The sequence below is a fragment of the Sphingobacterium sp. DR205 genome (assembly GCF_011064245.1).
Lineage (GTDB): Bacteria > Bacteroidota > Bacteroidia > Sphingobacteriales > Sphingobacteriaceae > Sphingobacterium > Sphingobacterium athyrii.
This window is the reverse complement of sequence record NZ_CP049333.1, coordinates 4,033,894-4,055,881: the sequence shown is the minus strand read 5'-3', so window position 1 is coordinate 4,055,881 and position 21,988 is coordinate 4,033,894. Positions and strand designations below refer to the sequence as shown.

The window sequence follows — 21,988 nt, the reverse complement described above, 5'->3', positions numbered from 1 at the left end:
TTCACCATTTTTAAAGATCAAAAAAATGAATTTAGCTAATAAAATAGAATCTGACAGGCTGACCATGATCAATTTTCACGCCTCCTGGTGCGGTCCTTGTATCGCCATGAAGCCTCATCTTGATGAAACCGTTGCAAAATATGGAGTGGCCATTCACTATGAGCGGGTTGATATCGATCGGAATCCGGGGTTAGCAAAAATATTCGAGATTAGGGGAGTACCTACCACGATGCTGTATAAAAGCGGTAAGATGAAATGGAGACATTCCGGTGTTCTGTCATCTCAGCAGCTTACTGAAATCGTCAATGAGAATCTCTAAATAACTTTTAAAATAACAAAGCAATGAAAATACAGGTATGGTCGGACATTATGTGTCCTTTTTGCTACATCGCTAAGAAAAATTTTGAGCAAGCGTTAGCAGATTCTTCCTTCAAAGATGAAGTAGAAGTGGAGTGGAAAAGTTTCCAGTTGGATCCTTCATTAAAAGAAAACTCTGGGAATATGAGTATCAGCGAGTATATGATGAATCGTAAAGGTTTTTCTAAAGCTAACCTTGATCAGTTCTTAAATCAATTAAAAGAAATGGGCAAAAATTCTGGAATAACTTTTAATTACGATCAGGTCATTGCTGCAGATACTTTTCCTGCCCATAAGCTATTGCATTTTGCAAAAGAAAATGGTCAAGCTGATGCCATGGAAGAGGCTTTGTTTAAAGCTCATTTTGTCGACGGAAAGAATATTGCCGATGTTGAGTTTTTGGTTTCCCTTGCTGATGAACTGGGTTTGGATCAATCAAAATCACGAAAAGTATTATCGGAAGATGATTACAATTATGAAGTAAAGCAGGATATTATGGAGGCACAGAATCTGGGTATAACAGGTGTACCTTATTACATTTTGGATGGTAAATATGCCGTTTCGGGAGCACAGCCTGTTGAACTTTTTGCAAAAGCCCTTGGACAGACCTATCAGGAAAGCATGGTTAAGCTGTCCCAAGAATCTGGAGACAATATGTGCGGAATTGATGGATGTAGCATCTAATTTCAACATATAAGTCATTTCGTATTCACAATTAAAAAATTAAATAAAATGTCACAAATAATAGCAACTACCTACGAAGGTAAATATCATTCAAGTACCAAATCACCGTTGAACGCTGATTCAGTTAAAGTCGATTTGAAATTTGGTCCTATTGATCTACTTATGGGTTCATATGCAAGCTGCATGCTTGGAACAGTAGATTTTTATGCAAGAAAAAAGGATTTTGAGGTCAATGGATCAAGAAGTGAGCTGTCTTATGACATGTCAGCAGAAGGCGGACAAGTTGGTGCAATCCATGTGAAGTTGTTCTTTGACAAATCCTATACGGCAGAACAAAAAGAAATCATCGAGCATTCGGCAAAAAACTTATGTCACGTAGGAAACAGTCTTAATCCTTCAATCGTAAAAAACTACGAGTTCTTTTACGAGGCAAAATAAAAAGAGTAAATCTTTTACTGATCTGAACTTTAGAAAAGATTTATTTACAACTGAATGATATGCGGTCACCAATAGAGATCGGAGCAGATATAGCGTAGGGGGTGTCCGCATCAACATTCTAAATCAATACAAATTAATAACAAAAATTTAACAACATGTCACAAGTAATAGCAAGTACCTACGAAGGTAAATATAACTCAAGTACAAAATCAACATCGAATGCTGATCCGATTAAAGTAGATCTGAAATTTGGTCCTATCGATCTTCTTATGGGGTCATATGCAAGCTGTATGTTAGCTACAGTTGATTTTTACGCCAGAAAAAAAGATTTTGAGGTAAACGGTTCAAGAAGTGAACTGTCTTATGAAATGTCAGCAGAAGGCGGACAAGTAGGAACCATCAACGTTAAGTTGTTCTTCGATAAAGACTATACAGCAGAACAAAAGGAATTGATTGAAAATTCAGCAAAGAATTTATGTCACGTTGGCAACAGTCTTAATCCTGCCATTGTAAAAAACTATGAATTTACTTACGGAGCTTAATCCGAAGGTAAGATCGCATAAATATTAATTTTAATTATTTCCAAGGCGGAAATAACATAACGAATATAAAAAATATAGAAAAATGGAACAAGCATTAATCGTAGGTGGTTCAACCGGAATAGGTAAATCCACGGCAGAATTATTAATCGGAAGAGGAGTTGAAGTGGCAATAGTAGGAAGAAGTGTTGAAAGCTTAAATAAAGCTAAAGTGGAATTGGAAGAAAAAGGTGGTATAGTCAAGATTTACTCGGTAGATCTTTCCGATATGGATGCTGTCGTTGATTTCAATAGTAACCTAAAAAATGAATTGCCAAATTTGAAGTATTTGGTTAATGGGGCAGGACATTATAATCCAATTTCATTTTTTGATCATACGGAGAAAGACTATGATAGCTTTCAGACGTATACCAAAGCTTTCTTTTTTATTACACAAGCAGCGGCTTTAATTATGAAAGAAAATAAAGGTGGATCTATTGTTAATATTGGTGCGGCACTGATGCATCATGCGCTTAAAGCAGGACCTGCATCAGCCTATATGGTTGGAAAAGCTGGATTGGTAGCACTTACGAAACAATTGGCTATTGAATTAGCTGAATTTAACATCCGTGTAAATTCTGTCAACCCAGGGTTTGTGGTGACACCAATCTTCAAGACATTTATGCCAGAAGATAAAATTGCTGAAAATCTATCTGCATTTGATGCATACCATCCATTAGGAGGTGTTGGTCAACCGGAAGATGTTGCTAAGACAATTGACTTTTTACTTTCAGACCAAACAAGCTGGGTTACCGGAGCAACTTGGACTGTTGACGGTGGATTACTAGCAGGACAAAATTAAATTTCAGTCCATTTCATCTGGACCATATAAAAGGCGGTTGTAAAATAAATGTACAACCGCCTTTTTTATCAACTAAATCAGACAATTTTTTGTGTACTTCAATAAATAGCAGTAAATTAGCAGATCAATGAACAGGATTTTGTCACATATTCCAAAATATTATCAACGGTACTTAATTGTATTTGCTGCGATCATCTTGGTCATGCTTACTTCCTGTCCTGTTAAAAGCAGTATTAAAACTTTAGTTGGCCTTCCGTCTAATACGGAACAAGGCTTACCTAAAGGAACTGTCGGGTATTCCGGAAACAGTTCTGAGAAATGTCTTACTAGTGAAACGGCAGAAATACGAATCTCAAACGATCTCTCACAAGATATTAATCATTTTTCGCCGGTAATTTTATTTACCGTTACTTTTCTTTTTCTTCTTGCTTATTTATTAGGCCGAGAAAAATCACATCCCCGCTACGGAAATTTAAAAATTTCAGGAAGTCTACCAATTTTTCTGCAATACCGTAAACTTATCCTATAATACCTTACTTATTTTCTTTTATACCTATTGAACCACTTGTTTCAACGGGGAAACTTCTATTATTTTTTTACAGTAATCGGTCGCTTGGCGACCTATCATAAACTTATAAATAGTATGATAAAATATCATATAGTAATCACATGCATGTGCTTTACTATTGCTGCTGTGTTACCCGTATACGGGCAGCAGCAAAAAGAAAATTCCTTAGGTACTTTATGGTCCAGGGTAGCAGGATATTATCCTGGTATCGGCGCTAAACAATCTGCTGTAGACGCGTCAAAACTTCATGAGCAAGCTGTTAAAAGCGAAATGCTTCCGCAATTGAAGGCACAGATGCAAAATTCGTATGGCACTTATGAAGGTAGTTCTGGAGCCTTTTTTCCACAACCAGGCTTTTTTAACGTCAGTGGTTCAGGGAGTCCCATAGCAGGAAGTACTACTGCTGCCAATAGTTTTGCTTCCACCACTATCGAGTGGGAAATCTTTTCGTTCGGAAAGCGACAAAAAGATAATGAAGCGGCCAAAAGCCTAACCCATAAAACAGTGAGTGAAAAAGATGCCTATCTTCTTCAACTCAAAAAAATATTATCTGAACGATACATCAATTTGCTTTATAATGATGCTAAATTAAATCTTACACAGCGAAATACAGAACGTCTCGACAGCATCCGCAGGATCACCACAGGTCTTTCTGCTGCCGGTCTTAGGCCTGCTGCAGACAGTCTGCTTGCATCATCATCATATGTGCAGGCAATGGGCGAGTATGACAAATGGAATGGTGTTAAAAGTGCTTCCTTTATCAAACTATTGGAATTGTATGGAGGGGATTCGGTAGATTTTTCGGCTTCAGCCATTCGTTTTATTGATCCCGTGGGAAATCAACAAAATAATGAAAGTGTCATTCAAACATCGCATCCCATACTTGCGGCCTTAGATCGACAATCGGAATATTATACCCTGAGCGGTGAAGCACAAAAGAGAGCATCACTACCTTCTTTAAACATTCTGGGAGGATATGCCTACAGAGGTACAGGGATTCATCCCAATGGTACAGTTTCCGGGAACTGGAAAGATGGATTTAGCAACACAACCAATAATTTCCTTGTAGGGGTTGGTATAACCTGGAATTTGACCAGTATGCGAACCAACCATTATAAAGGAGAAGAGCTTTTTAAAGAAGCCGAAGGAGCCAAAATGCTTCATTCTCAATATGAAAAGGCAATGCAGGCTAATCTTTCCGCTGCGCAGACCGAAATTTTGTATCAGTTTGAGCAGCTTCAAAAGACGAAACTGGCCGTAAGGCAGTCTCAGGATGCCTATGGCATGTACCTGGCAAGATATAAGAGCGGTCTGATCACGCTTAGCGAATTGTTGCAGGTCAGGACTATATTGGAACAGTCCGAGAATATCCATGTAGAGGCTTCACGCGATTATTGGCTGCTTCTAGCTTCAGAAGCAGCGTTAACTGCTGATTTCGAATTTCTCTTTAACAACCTTTAATTCTTACGTATGAATTTAATCAGATTTGCTTTAAGGAAACCTATAGCCATTATGGTGATGGTATTGGCTATTACCTTTTTTTCTTATAGCGCCATAAAAAAAATAAATGTAGATATCTTTCCGGAGGTTGAATTACCTGCGATGTATATCGCCATGCCGTATGGTGGGCTTTCTCCTTCATATATGGATGGTTTTATGGCCAATGAGTTTCAAAAAGTACTACTTTTTGTCGGTGGGGTCAAAAATATTGATTTTAAAAGTGTTCAGGGACTTACCCTGATGAAGCTGACCTTTTATCCGGGGACGAATATGTCGCAGGCAGCAGGAGAGGTCTCCACATCTGTTTCAAGAGCTATGGGGTTCTTACCGCCGGGAGCAGTTCCACCCATAGTTGTTCGTTTCGATGGTAGTTCGTTACCCGTTGGACAGCTGGTATTTGAAAGTGACAAAAGATCGGTCAACGAAATACAGACGCTGGTGCTGACGAAAATCAGACCCATGTTTGTCGAGATAGCGGGCATCACTGCTCCCGCTCCTTTCGGTGGAAATGTCAGATCCATTGTTGTCAATGTAGACCCCGAAGCAATGCAGTCCAATGGTCTAAGTGCAGAAGATATCACCATGGCAATTACCAGGAACAGTCTGCCGTCTGCAGCCGGAAATATTCGTATTGGAGAACAAAACCTGATGGCTCCTATCAATTCGATTGCCAAAAGTCCGGAGGAATTCCTGAATACACCGGTTAAAACAAATGAGGGTCGAACCGTTTATGTACGGGATGTTGCCCATGTCACTGATGGCGCGGATCAGACCGTTGGATATGCCCTGATCAACGGGAAGCGTTCTGTTTATCTACCCATTATCAAGAAAGCAGATGCTTCGACGCTGGATGCCGTTCAGAACCTGAAAAATTCGTTACCGCTGTTGAAAAACCAATTGCCGGAGGATGTAAATATCCGTTACGAGTTTGACCAATCCACTTACATTGAACGATCACTATCCAATCTGATCCACGAGGGGATTTTGGGTGCCGTTTTTACAGGACTGATTATCCTGCTTTTTTTGGGTGATACCCGTGGAGCACTGATCGTTGTGATGACGATCCCGATTGCTGTTCTATCGGCAGTTTTGGTGCTCTATCTGATGGGGCAAACGATTAATATTATGACGTTGAGTGGTTTAGCGCTGTCCATTGGAATTCTTGTCGACGAAGCTACCGTTACCATTGAGAATATCCATCAACATATGGAAATGCGAAAAACCAAGCAGCGGGCTATCGTTGATGCGCTGTTGGAAATCTCTACGCCCAAGTTATTGATTTTGCTCTGTATCCTGGCTGTACTGACACCAGCCTTTATTATGACAGGGATTCCAAAAGATATGTTCATGCCACTATCAATGGCTGTTGCCTTTGCGATGATCGCTTCTTTTATAGCTTCGCAAACTTTCGTTCCTATATTGGCCAATTGGATGATGAAGAACAAGCATAATGTAGTTGCTAACACGCTGCGAAAACGTGCGTTCTTTGAAAAATTTAGGGTGAATTATTCGTATCGGATGCGTAAATGGTCTACCAAATCATTGCTGTTATTTATCGGCTATGTGGTTGTGACAGGTGGAATCTCAGCCTTGCTAGTAAAGACTGTCGGAACCGATGTGATGCCCGTGTCCAACAGTGGTGATTTTCAGCTCCGAATACAGGCTCCGCAGGGAAGCCGATTGGAAGAGACAGAACGTCTTGTGCGCGATATTACGGATGAAATAAAAGCTCAGATTCCGGAAGATGGAATCAATATTACATCCGCCTTTGTCGGAATGCATCCTGCAGGTTCTCCGATTAATCCCATTTTTCTATTTACAAATGCCTCGCATGAAGCCGTACTTCAGGTATCGGTCAATCAATCTGTTTATAGTGGATCGATGGAAGAGCTGAAGGAGAAAATTAGAAAAGTAATTATCCAAAAACACCCTGATTCCAAATTTAATTTTGAGCCGACAGAACTGACCGAAAAAATTATGGGTCAGGGAGCGATGACACCGATCGAAATAAAAGTAGGTGCCGGTCAGGTAAAGGGTGCATTTGCCCATGCATCGAAGATTGAAAGCAATCTGCAAAAAGTACCTTATTTGCGAGATGTACGTATTCTTGAACCCGTTTTTTATCCAACATTAGAGATTGAAGTCAATCGTGATCTTGCTGGTCAGTTTGGTCTAACCATGCAGGATATTACGCGGAGTGTGGTTACAGCGACCTCCTCCACACGTTTTACGGATAAAAACCTTTGGGTTGATCCCAAGTCAGGATTAGTATTTCAGGTTCAGGTGCAGATCCCCGAAGGAATTATGTCCTCAGAGGAAAAATTGAAATCATTGCCACTGAAAAATGGAAGCATGCGTCCAATACTGGACGATGTTGCTACCATCCGTAGGGTAACATCACCAGCACAGGTAAACCGAAAGGGGCCCAATCGATACGTGACGGTTGTCGCTAATATTTATGGTAAAGATTTGGGTACGGCCTCAGCTGCGGTTAAAAAAGCCATTCAAGATGCCGGTGAACCCCCACGTGGAACTACGGTTTGGACAGAGGGAACTTTACAGTTGTTAGATGATACATTAGGAAGTTTATTAGCAGGTTTAGGAGTTGCTGTCATCGCCATCTTCCTGATGCTTGCCGCATTCTATCAATCGTTTAAGGTACCATTGATTATCCTTGCTGTGTTGCCCGCAGTTATTGCCGGAAGTCTGATCATTTTATTTCTGACGGGAAGTACACTTAATCTCCAGTCTTATATGGGAATGATTATGTCGATAGGCGTGTCGGTATCGAATGCGGTTCTGCTGGTGAACCAAGCAGAATATTACCGAAAACAACTGGGACTAAAACCTTCGAATGCAGCACGACTTGCTGCTTCGTCTCGATTGCGGCCGGTATTGATGACCGCTGTTGCCATGCTTGCCGGTATGTTGCCTATGGCAATGGGTATAGGCGATGGGGCAGAGCAAGTTGCTCCATTGGGCAGAGCAGTTATTGGCGGACTGATCGCATCCACGGCAACCATTTTACTACTGCTTCCGCATTTCTTTTCGTCGTTAATGTCCAGAACAGCTATTGTTAGCCCTTCGCTGGATCCTGATGACAAGGAAAGCAGGTATTATTTAGAGCAGACCCAATCTTAAACATAAAAAATAGAATCAGATGTATCATAGAATTTTAAGAAATAAAATAGCACAGGTGACTACCTTAATCGGGTGCTTGCTGATCTTACTGCTGGTTTCCTGCTCAGAGAAAGGAAATCAAAAAAAACAAAGTACGAATAAAGAAGCAAAGGCTACTTCATACCCCTGGGTTGCTATCAAAATGATGAATCCCGAGTATGAGCTATCAGTACCAGCTGAACTGAAACCCTATGAACAGGTTGTTGTTCATGCACGGGTTGAGGGTTTTGTTAAGCAGTTATATGTAGACCTTGGAGATCATGTTCGTAAAGGTCAGCTATTAGCTGTACTGGAAGCTCCAGAAATGAATCAAAAGTATTTATCTGATAAATCCACGGAACAAAAGATCTTCAGTGATTATCAGTATGCAAAACAGGCCTATGACCGCTTGGCAGATGCAGCTAAGACAACCGGTGCAGTAGCTGCCATTGAAATAGACCGGGCAAAAAGTGTGATGGAAAGCGCAAAATCAGCTTATCAAGCTTCGAAAGCCGGTACGGCACAGTCTTCACAATTGAACCAATATCTGCGGATAACAGCACCGTTTGATGGTGTGATTACAGCACGTAATATCTCTGTTGGGGCCTTGGTGGGTTCAGGGTCTGATAAACCTTTGTTTATGATGGCACAGGGCAATAAGCTCCGTTTGACCTTATCCTTACCTGAAAAGCATGCATCATCTATCAATAAGAAGGCAGAAGCCGAATTTACGGTTAGTTCACAGCCTGGGAAGACTTTCACGGCGCATCTTTCCCGCACATCAGGACTGCTGGATCAACAGGATCGTTCGTTAAAGTTGGAATTTGATGTCAATAATTCTTCAGGGGAACTGCAGGGAGGTGACTATGCGCAGGTTAAACTGAAGTTACAACGGAAAAATCCCTCGTACTGGGTACCTGCTCAAAGTATTTTAAATACACAGTCCGGTATCTATGTAATGACTTTTAACGATAAGATTGTAAAAAGAATTAGTATAAAAGAAGGTATTCAGCTGGACGGTCTGGTAGAAGTTTTTGGCAACCTTTCTGTAGATGATCACATCATAACTAAGCCGTCTGAGGAGATTCAAGAGGGAAAAATTAACTAAATCATTAAAAGATATGAAAATGCAAAGAAATATAAGAGCAAAAATTGTATTCACCTTTGTGATGGTGGTATGCTTTAGTTTTGCGGCATGCAGTCAGCAAGAAAAAGAAAAACAATCAGTAAACGCCGTTGAAGGGGAACAAGTAAGGGAGGACAACACATCGGCTTCTGGACCGGATGTCACTTTCACGAATGAAAATGGTGATGCAGTGTCATTACAGTCCCTGAAAGGAAAGGTTGTTTTTATTAATTTTTGGGCTACCTGGTGTCCGCCTTGTATACATGAAATGCCTTCTATTAATAAGCTTAAAAAAGATTATGAGGGCAACAGCAATATCATATTTTTGATGGTAGATGTAGACGGAAAAATGGAGAAGTCAAAAGCATTTATGAAAAAGAATAATTACGACTTACAAGTATATATCCCTAAGAGCAGTATTCCAACCGAATTTTTGGGCAGAGCAATTCCTACAACAGTGATACTAGACAAGGAAGGGCAAATGATCAGCAGGATCGAAGGAGGAAGGGATTACAGCAATCCCGAAATTGCTCAAGCGCTCAATGAATTGATCGAAAGTAACTAGGAAAGAATCCCTAATTTTTAAATATGAAGTATATGGCAGATAACAAAGATCTTCGAAAAGAAAAGCGACACACAAATATCCTTTGGGAAAGCATCAAAAAGAACGGTTTCACTGTTTTTATGGGCATTCTCCTAGTCACCTTATTTGTTAGCCCTGATGCGAAATCATGGATGCTTCAACAATTGATGAACACTGGAATTTTCAATGCCAGTTTGGAAAAGAAAGAAGCTGCTGCGATAGCAGAGTCGACTGCTGACTTTGAGTTCAAAGATCAGCATGGGCTTGTGCAGCATACATCCTCCCTACGCGGAAAAGTGGTATTTATTAATTTTTGGGCTTCCTGGTGTCCACCTTGCAGGGCGGAATTTCCCTCCATTGAGTTCCTGTATTCCAAATTTAAAGACCATCCACAGGTTTTCTTTTTGACCATTAATGAAGATGACGATCTCGCTGCGGCCAATGCCTATCTCAAAAAAGAAAAGTTTTCGATACCGTTTTTCAAAGCAACAGGTCCTATTCCCCATGTTATCTATAATGGGGATTTGCCTACAACAGTTGTACTGGATAAGAACGGTAAGATTAGGTTCCATCACGAAGGTTTTGCAGATTACAGTTCGGATACATTTGTAAAACAACTGGAAGAATTGATAAAGGAGTAGCTTGTAACATGAAATTTGGCAGTTGGTTAACTGTTAATTCCTTAACTTTCAATTGACATGGTTTATTGAGGTTATGGATACGATACCAGCTGGAGATTATTATTTCGCAGCACTTATTACGATGCTCTTAAGTGATGGAGATCCACAGCAAGCTTTAGATTTTGCGAGCGTAGAGGGTGCTATTGAGGCAAACAACCCTGGAGCCAATCCTAAATTAAAACCTGCTGCGATAGCCGAATTTTTAACAAAAGATGCTTCAATAATCATATTTAATAAAAAAGACTGCTTAAAGCAGTCTTTTTTATTAAATATCCTTGAAATTATTTTTATTGGATAGGAGGTTGTATATGTTTGCACATATCCGATGTCAGGGTGATCTGGCAAATAGACATTACCGCGCTTTTCTTGATCTGATACGACTTAGAGTCTCTTTGGTAATCCCTAAATAGTTCGCCAGAAGATGTTGTGGTAACTTCAGAACGCTCTCTGGCATGGTATTCATAAGATCCTCGTAGCGTTTCTGTGGAGAATGATACATGAGAGATATGAGTCTTTCATGATGCCTACAGAATTCAGTTTCAGCAATTGTTCTGCCGATCTTCTGATAAACCATATCCTGATCGAACAATGCCAGTACTCTTTCGGTTGGAAGGCAGGCCACCCGGGAAGACTGGTTGGCAATAATTTCAAAAGATGCTGGTTTGGATTGTAAAATACCATAGTAATCTGATATAAATTCATTTTCTACGGAGAAATCAAATGTTCTATCGTTGTCATCCATATCCATGATATATCTAAAGCTGCCCTGAATTACAAAACCGATAACGCTGCAGGGATCTCCTTTCAAAAGAAATTTTTCATTCTTTTTATAATTGCGGATTTCAACGAGTTCCGCAATTTCATCTCGGTGTCTTTGATTCAGGGAGATCATGCTTTCAAGGACATTAAAAAGTTCCATAGCGTGTTTATTTCTTTAATTATTGATTACGATCAACGTTTGGTGCAGATTAAATTATCCAAATTTGCACCGCTAGATCAGTATTGCCCATTCAGCAATACTAAAAAGGGCCTTTGGGCAGATTGATAGCGCAAAAATAAACGATTTTAAGTATAGTCAAATCTATGAGCGAGAAAATAAGATGCATTCCGAAACTACGAAGGAGTAAAATATTACTTTTGCTCATCTTAGTCCCACTTTATGTCGATGCTCAGGAATCAGAGTTTTTCTCCTCAACTTATTCCAGTGTAGCAAGATCAAAACTCGAGCATGGTGATCAACTGGGTGTTGGAGTTGTTGATATTAACTTGATAACGCCGACGATCAAAATGGGTGAACACACCAAGCTAAATAATATGTTTGCCTATAGATCTCTGAATTATAATCAGGAATCACGCAGTGAAAAAGGTCTCCATTTTCCAGGTAATCTTAGTGATATTCAATATGCTTTACTGATCAGACAAAAGCTAAACGATCGCTGGAATCTTGTTGTTGTCCCTCAACTTATTGTCCGGTCTGATTTTAAGAGCAGTTTTGGAAGTCGCGATTTTTTTCCAGCGCTGGCTGCGGTGGCTATGCATCAATCGGGAAAACATGAAGGCTTGCAATGGGGATATGGTGCTTCTTACAGCAGAGATTTTACGAAAAATACATTTACACCGCTTTTTGCAGTTACTTATTCCTCTTCCGACTATCGAATCGATATGATGCTTCCCATTAAAGCCCAATTTGTCATGACGCCCAGTAAGTCCTGGGAATATGGGATTGATGCCAATTTTGAAACAGGCATTTACAATATAGGTACAAAAAATGATGTTGGTGCTCACTATGCAAGGGTGATCAATATACCGGTTGGTTTGACTGCAGCTGCAAAAATATCGGGCATGTTTTGGGTCAAAGCAAAAGTAGGCATGCAATTTATGAGGGAGTATGATTTTCTAGATAGCAGTTATCAGGTCCTGAAAGGTCAGGGAGGCAGTATGGAATCGTCAGCATATGCCTCTATCGGGATAAGTTTGCGACTGAAGGAATAGCTTCGAACTTGCTACAAGCTTACCTGGTGTTGGACAACAATTCATTGAGGTATACCTCCAGCATGGTGTAACCTGTTGCAGCGTAATGATTTCGGTCATCTGGCTCATTTGGATCAAGGCTATTTTTCTTTTCCCATTCATCAGGCATGCCATCCTGATCGGTGTCTAGCGGTGGAGGGAGTGTTGTGAGTAGGGGAAGACCTTTTACATCATTTGGAGAATCAATCAAACCTTTTTTACCATATGTATAGGTACCTGTCAGTACCTCTTGAGAAATTCTCTGATCAATGGCATCTCTAGAAAAAGAAGCTCCTGCACTGGCAACAACTAATGGATATGCTTTTAAAGCCGTTTGTTGTGTTATCATTGGAGCAGGGAAAGCTGGAGATTTCGCCCTGTTTTTTACTTCCGATGCACCATTTACAAAGTCAATGCCACCTGCCCAATTATCCTTGGTCACATCTGGCGAGCCAACAACAAAATTCCCTTCGGCATAGAGTGCGGTTTCATATACTTTGGAATCCTTTGGTGAATTATTTTTGACATCAGCTATTTCTGCATCGCTTAATTGAAAAATCCGTTGCGTGACCTTTTGTTCTGTTGCAGGTCCAGGCTTATAATAATTGTTGACCCAATTCATATAGGATGCTGTTCCATCATAACAGTTGTTAAATCCCCAGTTGTAGATGACATTATTTCTAAAGTCCACCTCACAATGTCTGCGACCCGTTACTTTTGGACTTCGGGAACTGTGATGGGCATATAAATTGTGGTGAAAAGATTGACGTGTAGCACCAATGATTCCACCATAACCGTGAGAACCCTTTTTATGGAGGGAATTTTGAAGACTCTCCGAGATGATGCACCATTGAACCGTCAACAAATCTACGTGATCACTCTGACAGGATAAGGTCTCATCTATAGACCAACTTGCCGATACATGATCCAATATGATATTTTTGCCGCCAATGATACTGATTGCATCTGCCTGCTGACCGCTTTTATCTCCGAATCGTACGCGGATGTAACGAATGATAACATCGTCAGCCTTTATATAAAGTGAATTGCCTGCCAGGGTGATTCCACCACCTGGCGCTGTTTGGCCTGCAATGGTAAGATTAGAAGCATTAACAACGAGTTTTTTGGATAATAGGATATTACCTGAAATGTCGAAGACAATGGTTCTTGGACCTCTAGCCGTTTCCAGACCATACCGCAGGGAGCCAGAACCATCATCATGGAGATTGGCTACATGATAAACATCTCCCAGTCTTCCTCCTGTGGCAAAACGACCATATCCTTCGGCACCGGGAAAGGCAGGTAGCTGGGCATTTGCAAAAAAAGAAAGACAGCATAATAGGATGATCAAATAAGTTTGGGTGGCTATGGAGGTTTTTATCATTTCAGAATGTATAAGGGGTAATGGAAATGCGGATTACAGGTATATCAATCATTCAGATCACGGTCTTAACACACGAAAATTACTTATTTCATGCCTAGCGTGTGTTGATCTGAATCCGAAATAACCTTTTGTTAAAAGTTCTGGATCTGCAAAAGAGAAATACAGGACTCCATCTACTAAAAAACGGGTCATGCCGTTCGCGACTTCTATTATGATATGGTAGTTATGGTTGGGCTTGAGTAGATGAGATTTATCGGTATATTCATGTAATAATTTACGTTCACCGTTTCCCTGATATTTTCTGAATCTTGTCGTGGTATTTTTATTTCCACCCATACCAATATAATAAAGACTTAATGAATCGTATTCAGAGAACTTTCCTCTCCGTGTGAACAGATCTTCATTTCTAGGATCAGTAGCCATCCAAAACTGATTCAGATCTGAGAGTCTGTCATTTATGCCATCGGCAATGACTACTTTCCAATCATACTCAATTCTAACGGGACCTGTAAGCTCATGCCTAAACCAAACAGTAACACCATAAGGTGCATTGATAACGAGTTTTTGATTTTCAGTAATTACCTTTGCTTGATTTCCCGGAAGCATTTCGACTTTCCAGTTCAGTGTATCTAATGGTTTATCAAAACTATCTTGGTAAAGTATAGTTTGTTGCGCATTGCAAAGAAACGAGGTAAGGAGCAATAAAACTATTGATAAAGGGTAAGTAGAGAACTTAAACAAGCCGGAGGGAAATGTCGTTTTATTTCTGTGTGTACCGTTTAAGTGAACCATAGTGAAAGTTATATAAAGCAATTTACAAAATTTATAAATTGATCTGTTTACATAAATATAGTAAAAGCTAAAATAAATTGCTATTGTGATCACTTTATCATCCACCATAACTCTTGATTCATCTCTCGTCTTGTGTTGATGGTATACTGAGAAACACTTATTTATTGTAATTTTATATGAAATATAATCAAAGGAGTCTTTTGAACATTTGATCAATAAATTGAACGAGGTTGAGCACGGTGTAGTGTTTTGAAGATAGGGCATGTAACATCTTTTTATAGTAGAACCGTACCCGAATGTTTTGATATTGTTTCAGATTTAATAAATTGTGCGTATCATTAAGACCGATTGACTGCTGTGTTTATTATATTTTTTTTGCGCAGCAATCCAAGAACGTAATTGAGATTCTCTTTGACTTGGCTTATAAATTAACTTTTATTGTGTTGAATTGTCCTTTAATAATTTAATTAATTTAATTTTTTGCTGTATTTTGAAAACTGATTTGGAATATATCTCTTTGCCACCGCAAGAATGCCTGAGCCACCTTATTGAAAGTATATGGATGGTAAGAAATCATTCTGAGGACCGTACGGAATCCATAATTCTTCCTGACGGAAAGATCGATCTTTTCTTATTTCTGGATGATGGTGTAAATTTTGAAATTTTTATAGGAGGAATATGTAATAAACCCATAGTAAAACATCCTTTTCCCAAATCGGTAATGTTTGCCATCAGTTTTTATCCCATGGCTGCGGAATACGTATTTAAGCGTTCCTTTTCAGACTCCCTTAATAAAAAAATTATTTTACCACCTGGTTATATGGGCTTCTACAGAGAGGATATGCAAAATTTTGAAGGCTTCTACAGGAAAGCATGTGTTACCATGCAGCGAATAGTAACAGATCCGATCGATACTCGTAAGGTCAAGCTGTTTGATCTGATTAATCGTTCAAAGGGAGAAACTAAAGTTGAGGCCATTGCATCAGAAATCGGATGGAGTAGTCGAGAAATAAACCGATACTTCAGGAAATGGCTAGGGATAACTTTAAAAACCTACATTGACATTATCAAATTCTGCAATTCACTCAAACAGGTAAAAAGCGGACACTTTTATCCCGAATTAAGTTATGCGGACCAATCACACTTTATAAGAACAGTGAAGAAATTTTCGGGAACTAGACCAACTGTTTTAGGAAAAAATGAAAATGACCGATTTATCCAATTGACAACATTATCTGATGATTAATTTTGTTTTGTAAAATAAACAAGACTTAATTAAAATGGAATTAAATCACATTAATCTGGTTGTAAGAGATGTCGATAAAGCTGTTGAACTATTCAGTACACATATGGGCTTTGAACTTATAATCAATCGCAATAGTAAGATGGCTGTTATGGAAAATAACAAAAAATTTGCATTGGTAATTTGGGGACAGGTAATGAATAACGAAGAAAAAGAACCGGATTATCCGAAGAATTTTCACATTGGATTTTATCAGGAGGATGAAAATTCAGTATACCACGTTTATGATAAAATTAAAGATGAATTATATCTAAGAGTTGAAGATGTCCCAAAAAAAATGCGGAATACCTTTGGTTTTTATTTTTATTTTGAGAATCTGATGATTGAGATAAGTGTAAACCCATTTTAGTTATCAAGTAGAATTGAATCCTTATTGTCGGGCAGGTCGGATTAGCCGATCCTGTCCACTTGGCACTTAGAAACATACATATAATATTAATAAATATGAGATGTCAAGATCTCCTATGATGCCATAAAAATTTGTATGTCCATTTTAAATGGAGAGTTAAATGGGTGCAACCTGTTACTTTTGGACTTTGTGAACTTCTATGGGAATAGAAACTATCGAAAAATGCTTGTAAACATGCACATTTTGCTAAGTATATTACGGCTTCAAATCGGCTTTTAATATATTTTAAGCCGATTTCGATTATTTCTCTAAACTGAGTTATTTTTTGAGATTTTTGATATTTCACCCAATTATGGGTAACAATTGGTTAGCTGATCTTGTTTAGTATTAGAGATACGACCCAGGATGTCGGATCGCCAATCCTTCAAATTTACCTGATGATGGAAATCCTACAATATGCTGTAAATCTCCAGGGGACTGGGTTAAACTAAATCACGCCTTTTTTCTTTTCCATATCCATTCTGATGTTAAAATGAAAACATCATTAAATGATATCGAATAGTTGTCAAGATGTATTAAAGCGGGTTTACGAAATTAGCTATAGCTGTTGCACGTATAAACAAAATGCTTATATTTGCAATATACTTGACTAATCAAGTATATTGCAAATAGTAGAATGAAAGAAATAAGTACAATTCTGAATATTTTAAAGGTTCAATCTGTCATTACGAAGAAGTTTGACGGTTTAAGTCTTCATGGTATTAGCCTTACCGACTATATGATCCTGTATATTTTAAGTAGTGCACCTGGTAACCGTTTAAAAAGAATTGATCTTGCTGAGAATACAGGTTTAACCGCCTCTGGCATTACGCGGATTATTTTGCCAATGGAAAAAATGGGACTTGTAGAGAAAGAAAATAGTGATAGGGATGCGAGGGTGAGTTATGTAAAACTCACTTCTGCCGGAGAAAGAATTTTTACAGAAGCTACCACTACAGCAGGATATATATCCAAAAAGCTATTAGAAGGAATTATAACGGAAGATCTAAGTGTTTTCGCCGGACAATTGAAAATTTTAGGAGGCGATCTTTAAATTTAATGAATGAACATGGACAAAAAGTACAGAAAGAAATTAAACGCTGAGTTTTTAGAGATGAAACCGTTAATGGGTGTATTGACTATTCTGAATAATGCAGAAAATAAAATATTTATCAGGGAGAGTATTAATTTAAGAGCACTTTATAACAGAATCCGGTTTGAACTGAACAACGGACAATTTGATAACAGAAACTTACAGGACGATTGGATCCGGCTGGGAGAGAAGAGTTTCGTTTTTGAAAATACGATCATTGTTCCATGGGAAGAGAACATCATAGACTATAAAAAGAAGTTGCAGAAAGCCAGAAATGATCTGAAAGAAGAGCAAAGTAAAGCCAGAAATATATATTGATATGGAAAGCAAAACCTATTTATATCCAACCTACGAAGCCGGCCGGGATCTTATGTTAAAAAATATTCAAGGGTCAATCGTAAATTTAAATCTGATACATTTAAAGGAAATTGCTGATTATTCCGAGTTTCCTGAAATTGCACCTGCCGGCCAAATTTCTGGCTACGAAGCTTTTATGCTTTATGTAGAACTTGCTAAACCTTTTCTAGAGGAGGGTGGCGGAGAGATTCTTTTCATTGGAAAAGGAGACCGCTTTTTGATAGGTCCTCAGGACGAACAGTGGGATGTCTGTATGCTGGTTAGACAAAAGAGTATATCAGATTTTTTTGCATTTGAGCAAGATCCGAATTATATGAAAATTACAGGCCATCGCTCGGCTGCTATATTGGATTCCAGACTTTTACCTTTAGAAATTGTACTGTAGTAAATTATTTATGGGGTATACTGAACTAAAAAATGCTACCATCTATTATGAAGTATTTGGAGCTGAAAACAACAAAACTATTGTACTCATCAGTGGGTTAAACACACAAATGACCCGTTGGGAACTTCCATTTTGTAATAAGCTTGCAGAAGAAGGATTTCGTGTAATCTGCTTTGACAATAGAGATTGTGGAAAAAGTACTTTTACTACCTATGATAGCAACGACAGCTATAGCTTTTCCTTGAATGATTTTCTACAGCATCCAGAAAAATATCCTGCCCCTTATTCTTTATTGGATATGGCAGATGATATAAAAGATTTGCTGCATTCACTTGGCATCCGGAGCGCAAATATTGTAGGGCGTTCAATGGGTGGCATCATAGCACAGCTATTTGCATCACGGTATCCGGAAATGACTCAGACACTGACTTTATTGATGTCTTCAAGCTTTAATCCTGCTCTTCCGAAGTCTGATGATGCCTTGGTAAAAAAAATGACCAGCTCATCTGTTAATTTCGAAGATAACCGGGAAGCCTATTTGAAAGAAAAAATAGGCTTTATGAAAGCTATTTATGGCAGCAGATATATCCTCAATGAGGAAAAAGAGCAGGCGCTAATTATTGAAGATGAAATCCGAAAATCTTCTTCGGTAAGACCTTATCGTCAAATAGTTGCCCTCGTAACTTATATATTTAATCCGAATGTTCTTATTGATATTCAGGCGCCTACCATAGTGATACATGGGAACGAAGATCCGCTTTTCAGTATAGAACATGCGACCGATTTAAAAAACACTATTCCTTACTGTGAGTTGATCATAAAAAACGGAATGGGACACGCTATTCCAGATTCACTTTATCCGTCACTGGTAGAAGACATTTCAGATTTTATTGCTAAAACTGAATGAAACATCATTATCAAAATGTAAGTAGCAACGGTGAGATATATGGTTTTGGAGTCCATTGCCATTGATCATGATATCTGTCAATAAAACCTATTCCTGGCCAAGGAAGATGGGAGGCGCAAACTAGCAATTTTTGCTCATGACATTGTTCCAGTATATTTTTTCGGGTGTTGATCCCCAAAGAAAAATCAACATCCCATTGTGTACCCCAAACCGGATTAGAGATCAATACAGGACTATGAACCAGATCAACCAGATGCGTAATGGATAGCTTACCCGAATAAACCGTAAATATAATGTGTCCGGGAGTATGTCCCGGAGCTGCTTGCGTTTTAATACAGGAAAATAATTCATCACCTGCATCAAATATTTCTAAACGGTGGGTAATGGCTCCTAATATCTGTTTAACCATTGAAACAGACGCATGTCCAAACTCAGGCCTCCTGCTGTTGGGAAAATTAGGATGCTGTGTAAACCAAAATTCCAGTTCAGTCCGTGAAATATAGAATCTTGCATTTGGAAATACCAGATTGCCATCTTCGGTTAATATGCCTCCAATGTGATCCCGATGAGCATGGGTTATCAATACATCGGAAATATCACTGGCTCCGAATCCGGCACTTTTCAGACTGTGTAATAATTTTCCTGCATTTTTTTTATCATAAAAGCCTTCTCCTGTATCTACTAGTATTAATTGTTCATCCTTTCGGATAAGCATTACATTAATAGGAGCTTCGTAGATATCGGCAGGTAAATGCAGTCGGCTTAGCTCTTTTTGAAGATCTGCAGGTGCTGTATCCGTCGCAATAATGGGTTGATATGATCCTATATCAAAATATCCATCGGAAAGAATATAAATTTCCAGGTTATCAAATGGAATCTTGAGGTGACTGTAGTTTGTTTGCATATTCATTAGAGTACTGCGATTTAATTAGCATTTGGTTTTGTTTAAAAAAGGAAATATTCGTGGTGCTAATCCAGCCAAAACATGTCCCATTTCCGGAATGGTTATTATGGTAAAGTCGTCGATAATATTTTGAAATCTAGCGGCAATTTCCTGAGTAGAGCGGATTACATCCTGTTCTCCACCGATGAATAACACAGGCATTGTCAAACGGCTGAGTTCATCATCTGAAAAAATATATTCTTTTTCTATCCTCGCATTAAAATTGGTTTGTATTAAATCCATAAATGCTACAATTTTTTGATCCACACGCTGGCTTCCCAAGACCAATCTATTAATCTTGATACGACCAGTTGCTCCCAAAAGGGAATAGAGTAGGGCTTTCATGATAAATGTTGTTTTGGTAGGAACAACTCCTGCAGGTGTCAGCAAAATCAGCCGGTCGACTAATTCAGGAAAGCTTGTTGCAAAGCGTAATGCCAACCAACCGCCTTGCGATAATCCGATTATATTTGCCTTGCTGATATTGAGCCTGTCGAAAACCTCTTTTAGCCATTCAGCGAAATCTTTTGTTTGATAAGAAGGTCTGGTTTCTGCGCTATTTCCTGCCTCTCCGATAATATCTATTGCTATGACTTTATATTGTTTTGAATATTCAGCCATGTCTGATAACCATGACGTCGCGTTAGAAGACGCGCCATGCAGTAAGATGACAATTTCTTGGTGTTGACTTCCATCCTCCAAAAAATGGGTGTCCCCATAAGTTGTTTTCAGCACGCCGGTTTTCAAATTCAATGAAGCATTTTTTATTGCATCGTCGTAAGCCCGGATAATTTTGTCTTTTCCTTCAGGGCTTTTAAAGATTGATTTATTCATGAATGGTTTGTATAAAGTTGTAATTGAGCATTGGATTAACGTCCTGTCGCTTTAACACCTCTTAAAGTCATGACCGTACTTGTTATCATAGCGGCTTTTTTACCATCACTGCGGAAAATATCGCATTGATAGTGACTTAAATTTTTTCCACTATGTAAGGGGGATGCTTTGGCAGTGAGTATATCCTCGAAAACGGGCCGGTAAAAATTGATTTTCAATTCTACGGATGTAAAAGTTTCGCCTTCCTGAATAAGGGTCGAATGTGCGGTTCCGATGGCTGCGTCTGCCAGTTCACAAAGCAGGCCTCCGTGAATTGTTCCCTGCTGGTTACTGTGTTTTTCTTTTGTTGTATTGATTTGTACAGTTGCTGTACCTAAACCGACTTCCATAATGTCTATGCCCAATGTTTTTGATATTGGTGTTGGGTAATGCATGTGCGTATGCATGTCATCGGTAGTTTCACTTTTTATCAATTTATTTAGGTAATCTAATATCGATAGTTTTGTCATATACGTTGTTATTATATTTATAAAAAAATAAACCAATCGTTTTTTTTTTTGGCTAAAAAATTATATGTTTTCCATGCTTCCTATTATAGACTGTATGGCATGCAAATGGTGCAAATCATGCTCAGCAACAAAATGCATCAGGTCAATGATATTCATTGGTTGATGTAATCTCGGATGCATACTTGTCTTCAACAAGTCTTCTTCACTCATTTTTTGAAGCATTGCAATTGTTTTGTGTCTTTCGCTGACCAGGTTCTTAATAAGCTCTTCAATCAACATGTTGTTGAAAGAAGACTTATCGGTTGCTGTATTGTTTAAATCGGCAGGGGACAGATCTGGTTTTCCTTCCTTTATATCTCTAAAACGGATTCGCCATAGATCTTCTAAAAGGATTAAATGCCCTATATTCTCATTGACAGACCATTTATCTCTCATTTTGCGGGTTGAAACCTCTGTAGGACAACTTTTCAGCAGCTTATTTAGAACAGCCGGAAAATGTTCAAGTCGTTTTAGAAATTCGTCAAAATATTCCGAACCTGTGTTTGAATCAAATTGCCGATCGAACCATCTGACAAACGATTGTGGCTTTACTTCTTTCATTAGTATCA

Annotated in this window: 26 protein-coding genes; 19 read left to right on the top strand and 7 right to left on the bottom strand. The window is 38.8% G+C overall.

Going from position 1 to position 21,988, the window contains the following annotated elements; translation table 11 throughout:
* Positions 1-25 precede the first annotated feature (25 nt).
* From G6053_RS17580 to G6053_RS17525, 12 genes are all read left to right on the top strand, one after another.
* Entirely contained in the window at positions 26-319 is a 294-nt protein-coding gene (locus G6053_RS17580; RefSeq protein WP_165307525.1) for a thioredoxin family protein, read from the top strand.
* Between the two features lie 23 nt (positions 320-342).
* Entirely contained in the window at positions 343-1,041 is a 699-nt protein-coding gene (locus G6053_RS17575; protein ID WP_108633615.1) for a DsbA family oxidoreductase, read from the top strand.
* A gap of 48 nt (positions 1,042-1,089) precedes the next feature.
* Positions 1,090-1,479, top strand: a complete 390-nt coding sequence (locus G6053_RS17570) for an OsmC family protein (RefSeq protein ID WP_108633616.1) — start codon at positions 1,090-1,092, stop codon at positions 1,477-1,479.
* A 155-nt stretch (positions 1,480-1,634) separates the two neighbouring features.
* On the top strand, positions 1,635-2,021 hold the full coding sequence (locus G6053_RS17565) for an OsmC family protein (protein WP_108633617.1): 387 nt from the start codon (positions 1,635-1,637) through the stop codon (positions 2,019-2,021).
* A gap of 82 nt (positions 2,022-2,103) precedes the next feature.
* Positions 2,104-2,859: an SDR family oxidoreductase gene (locus tag G6053_RS17560; protein ID WP_165307523.1), complete on the top strand. Its 756-nt coding sequence runs from the start codon at positions 2,104-2,106 to the stop codon at positions 2,857-2,859.
* 127 nt (positions 2,860-2,986) lie between these two features.
* Complete coding sequence (locus G6053_RS17555; protein ID WP_108633619.1) at positions 2,987-3,388, top strand: hypothetical protein; 402 nt, start codon at positions 2,987-2,989, stop codon at positions 3,386-3,388.
* 114 nt (positions 3,389-3,502) lie between these two features.
* Positions 3,503-4,888, top strand: coding sequence for a TolC family protein (locus G6053_RS17550; RefSeq protein WP_165307521.1), 1,386 nt, complete (start codon positions 3,503-3,505; stop codon positions 4,886-4,888).
* A 9-nt stretch (positions 4,889-4,897) separates the two neighbouring features.
* A complete protein-coding gene (locus G6053_RS17545) occupies positions 4,898-8,068 on the top strand; it encodes an efflux RND transporter permease subunit (protein ID WP_108633620.1) in 3,171 nt (1,056 codons plus the stop codon).
* Positions 8,069-8,087: 19 nt separating this feature from the next.
* Entirely contained in the window at positions 8,088-9,194 is a 1,107-nt protein-coding gene (locus tag G6053_RS17540) for an efflux RND transporter periplasmic adaptor subunit (RefSeq protein ID WP_108633621.1), read from the top strand.
* 19 nt (positions 9,195-9,213) lie between these two features.
* Positions 9,214-9,777: a TlpA disulfide reductase family protein gene (locus tag G6053_RS17535; RefSeq protein WP_165307519.1), complete on the top strand. Its 564-nt coding sequence runs from the start codon at positions 9,214-9,216 to the stop codon at positions 9,775-9,777.
* A 32-nt stretch (positions 9,778-9,809) separates the two neighbouring features.
* Positions 9,810-10,436, top strand: a complete 627-nt coding sequence (locus G6053_RS17530; protein ID WP_165307517.1) for a TlpA disulfide reductase family protein — start codon at positions 9,810-9,812, stop codon at positions 10,434-10,436.
* Positions 10,437-10,509: 73 nt separating this feature from the next.
* Positions 10,510-10,773 carry a hypothetical protein gene (locus G6053_RS17525; protein ID WP_165307515.1) on the top strand — a complete coding sequence of 88 codons (264 nt, stop codon included), beginning with the start codon at positions 10,510-10,512 and terminating at the stop codon, positions 10,771-10,773.
* 54 nt (positions 10,774-10,827) lie between these two features.
* Here the strand turns inward: G6053_RS17525 and G6053_RS17520 are convergent, their stop codons facing one another.
* Positions 10,828-11,394, bottom strand: coding sequence for a Crp/Fnr family transcriptional regulator (locus G6053_RS17520; RefSeq protein WP_165307513.1), 567 nt, complete (start codon positions 11,392-11,394; stop codon positions 10,828-10,830).
* A gap of 164 nt (positions 11,395-11,558) precedes the next feature.
* Here G6053_RS17520 and G6053_RS17515 point away from each other — a divergent pair, with 164 nt between their 5' ends.
* Positions 11,559-12,467 carry a DUF6268 family outer membrane beta-barrel protein gene (locus G6053_RS17515; protein ID WP_165307511.1) on the top strand — a complete coding sequence of 303 codons (909 nt, stop codon included), beginning with the start codon at positions 11,559-11,561 and terminating at the stop codon, positions 12,465-12,467.
* A 19-nt stretch (positions 12,468-12,486) separates the two neighbouring features.
* Here G6053_RS17515 and G6053_RS17510 read toward each other — a convergent pair whose 3' ends face one another.
* Together G6053_RS17510 and G6053_RS17505 are read right to left on the bottom strand one after the other, a co-directional pair.
* A complete protein-coding gene (locus G6053_RS17510) occupies positions 12,487-13,869 on the bottom strand; it encodes a pectate lyase (protein WP_165307509.1) in 1,383 nt (460 codons plus the stop codon).
* A 57-nt stretch (positions 13,870-13,926) separates the two neighbouring features.
* Entirely contained in the window at positions 13,927-14,661 is a 735-nt protein-coding gene (locus tag G6053_RS17505) for a DUF6250 domain-containing protein (RefSeq protein ID WP_108633626.1), read from the bottom strand.
* A gap of 448 nt (positions 14,662-15,109) precedes the next feature.
* On the opposite strand from G6053_RS17505, the gene G6053_RS17500 reads away from it, so the two are divergent.
* The 6 genes from G6053_RS17500 (at position 15,110) to G6053_RS17475 (ending at position 19,094) form a co-directional block, all read left to right on the top strand.
* Positions 15,110-15,907, top strand: coding sequence for a DUF6597 domain-containing transcriptional factor (locus G6053_RS17500; RefSeq protein ID WP_346774508.1), 798 nt, complete (start codon positions 15,110-15,112; stop codon positions 15,905-15,907).
* A gap of 34 nt (positions 15,908-15,941) precedes the next feature.
* Positions 15,942-16,313: a VOC family protein gene (locus G6053_RS17495; RefSeq protein WP_108633628.1), complete on the top strand. Its 372-nt coding sequence runs from the start codon at positions 15,942-15,944 to the stop codon at positions 16,311-16,313.
* A gap of 676 nt (positions 16,314-16,989) precedes the next feature.
* Positions 16,990-17,406 (top strand): MarR family transcriptional regulator, encoded by a 417-nt coding sequence (locus G6053_RS17490; RefSeq protein WP_108633629.1) that lies wholly within the window; start codon positions 16,990-16,992, stop codon positions 17,404-17,406.
* Positions 17,407-17,415: 9 nt separating this feature from the next.
* Positions 17,416-17,763, top strand: a complete 348-nt coding sequence (locus G6053_RS17485; RefSeq protein ID WP_108633630.1) for a GIY-YIG nuclease family protein — start codon at positions 17,416-17,418, stop codon at positions 17,761-17,763.
* A 1-nt stretch (position 17,764) separates the two neighbouring features.
* Positions 17,765-18,187 (top strand): DUF1330 domain-containing protein, encoded by a 423-nt coding sequence (locus tag G6053_RS17480; protein ID WP_165307506.1) that lies wholly within the window; start codon positions 17,765-17,767, stop codon positions 18,185-18,187.
* Positions 18,188-18,197: 10 nt separating this feature from the next.
* Positions 18,198-19,094, top strand: a complete 897-nt coding sequence (locus tag G6053_RS17475; protein WP_165307504.1) for an alpha/beta hydrolase — start codon at positions 18,198-18,200, stop codon at positions 19,092-19,094.
* 10 nt (positions 19,095-19,104) lie between these two features.
* Here the strand turns inward: G6053_RS17475 and G6053_RS17470 are convergent, their stop codons facing one another.
* Genes G6053_RS17470 through G6053_RS17455 form a run of 4 tightly spaced genes read right to left on the bottom strand, consistent with a single transcriptional unit; the run spans position 19,105 to position 21,980 of the window.
* Positions 19,105-20,004, bottom strand: coding sequence for an MBL fold metallo-hydrolase (locus G6053_RS17470; protein ID WP_165307502.1), 900 nt, complete (start codon positions 20,002-20,004; stop codon positions 19,105-19,107).
* An 18-nt stretch (positions 20,005-20,022) separates the two neighbouring features.
* Positions 20,023-20,871 (bottom strand): alpha/beta hydrolase, encoded by an 849-nt coding sequence (locus tag G6053_RS17465; protein WP_165307501.1) that lies wholly within the window; start codon positions 20,869-20,871, stop codon positions 20,023-20,025.
* Between the two features lie 35 nt (positions 20,872-20,906).
* Positions 20,907-21,380 (bottom strand): PaaI family thioesterase, encoded by a 474-nt coding sequence (locus G6053_RS17460; RefSeq protein WP_108633635.1) that lies wholly within the window; start codon positions 21,378-21,380, stop codon positions 20,907-20,909.
* Between the two features lie 60 nt (positions 21,381-21,440).
* Positions 21,441-21,980: a DinB family protein gene (locus tag G6053_RS17455; protein ID WP_108633636.1), complete on the bottom strand. Its 540-nt coding sequence runs from the start codon at positions 21,978-21,980 to the stop codon at positions 21,441-21,443.
* Positions 21,981-21,988 lie beyond the last annotated feature (8 nt).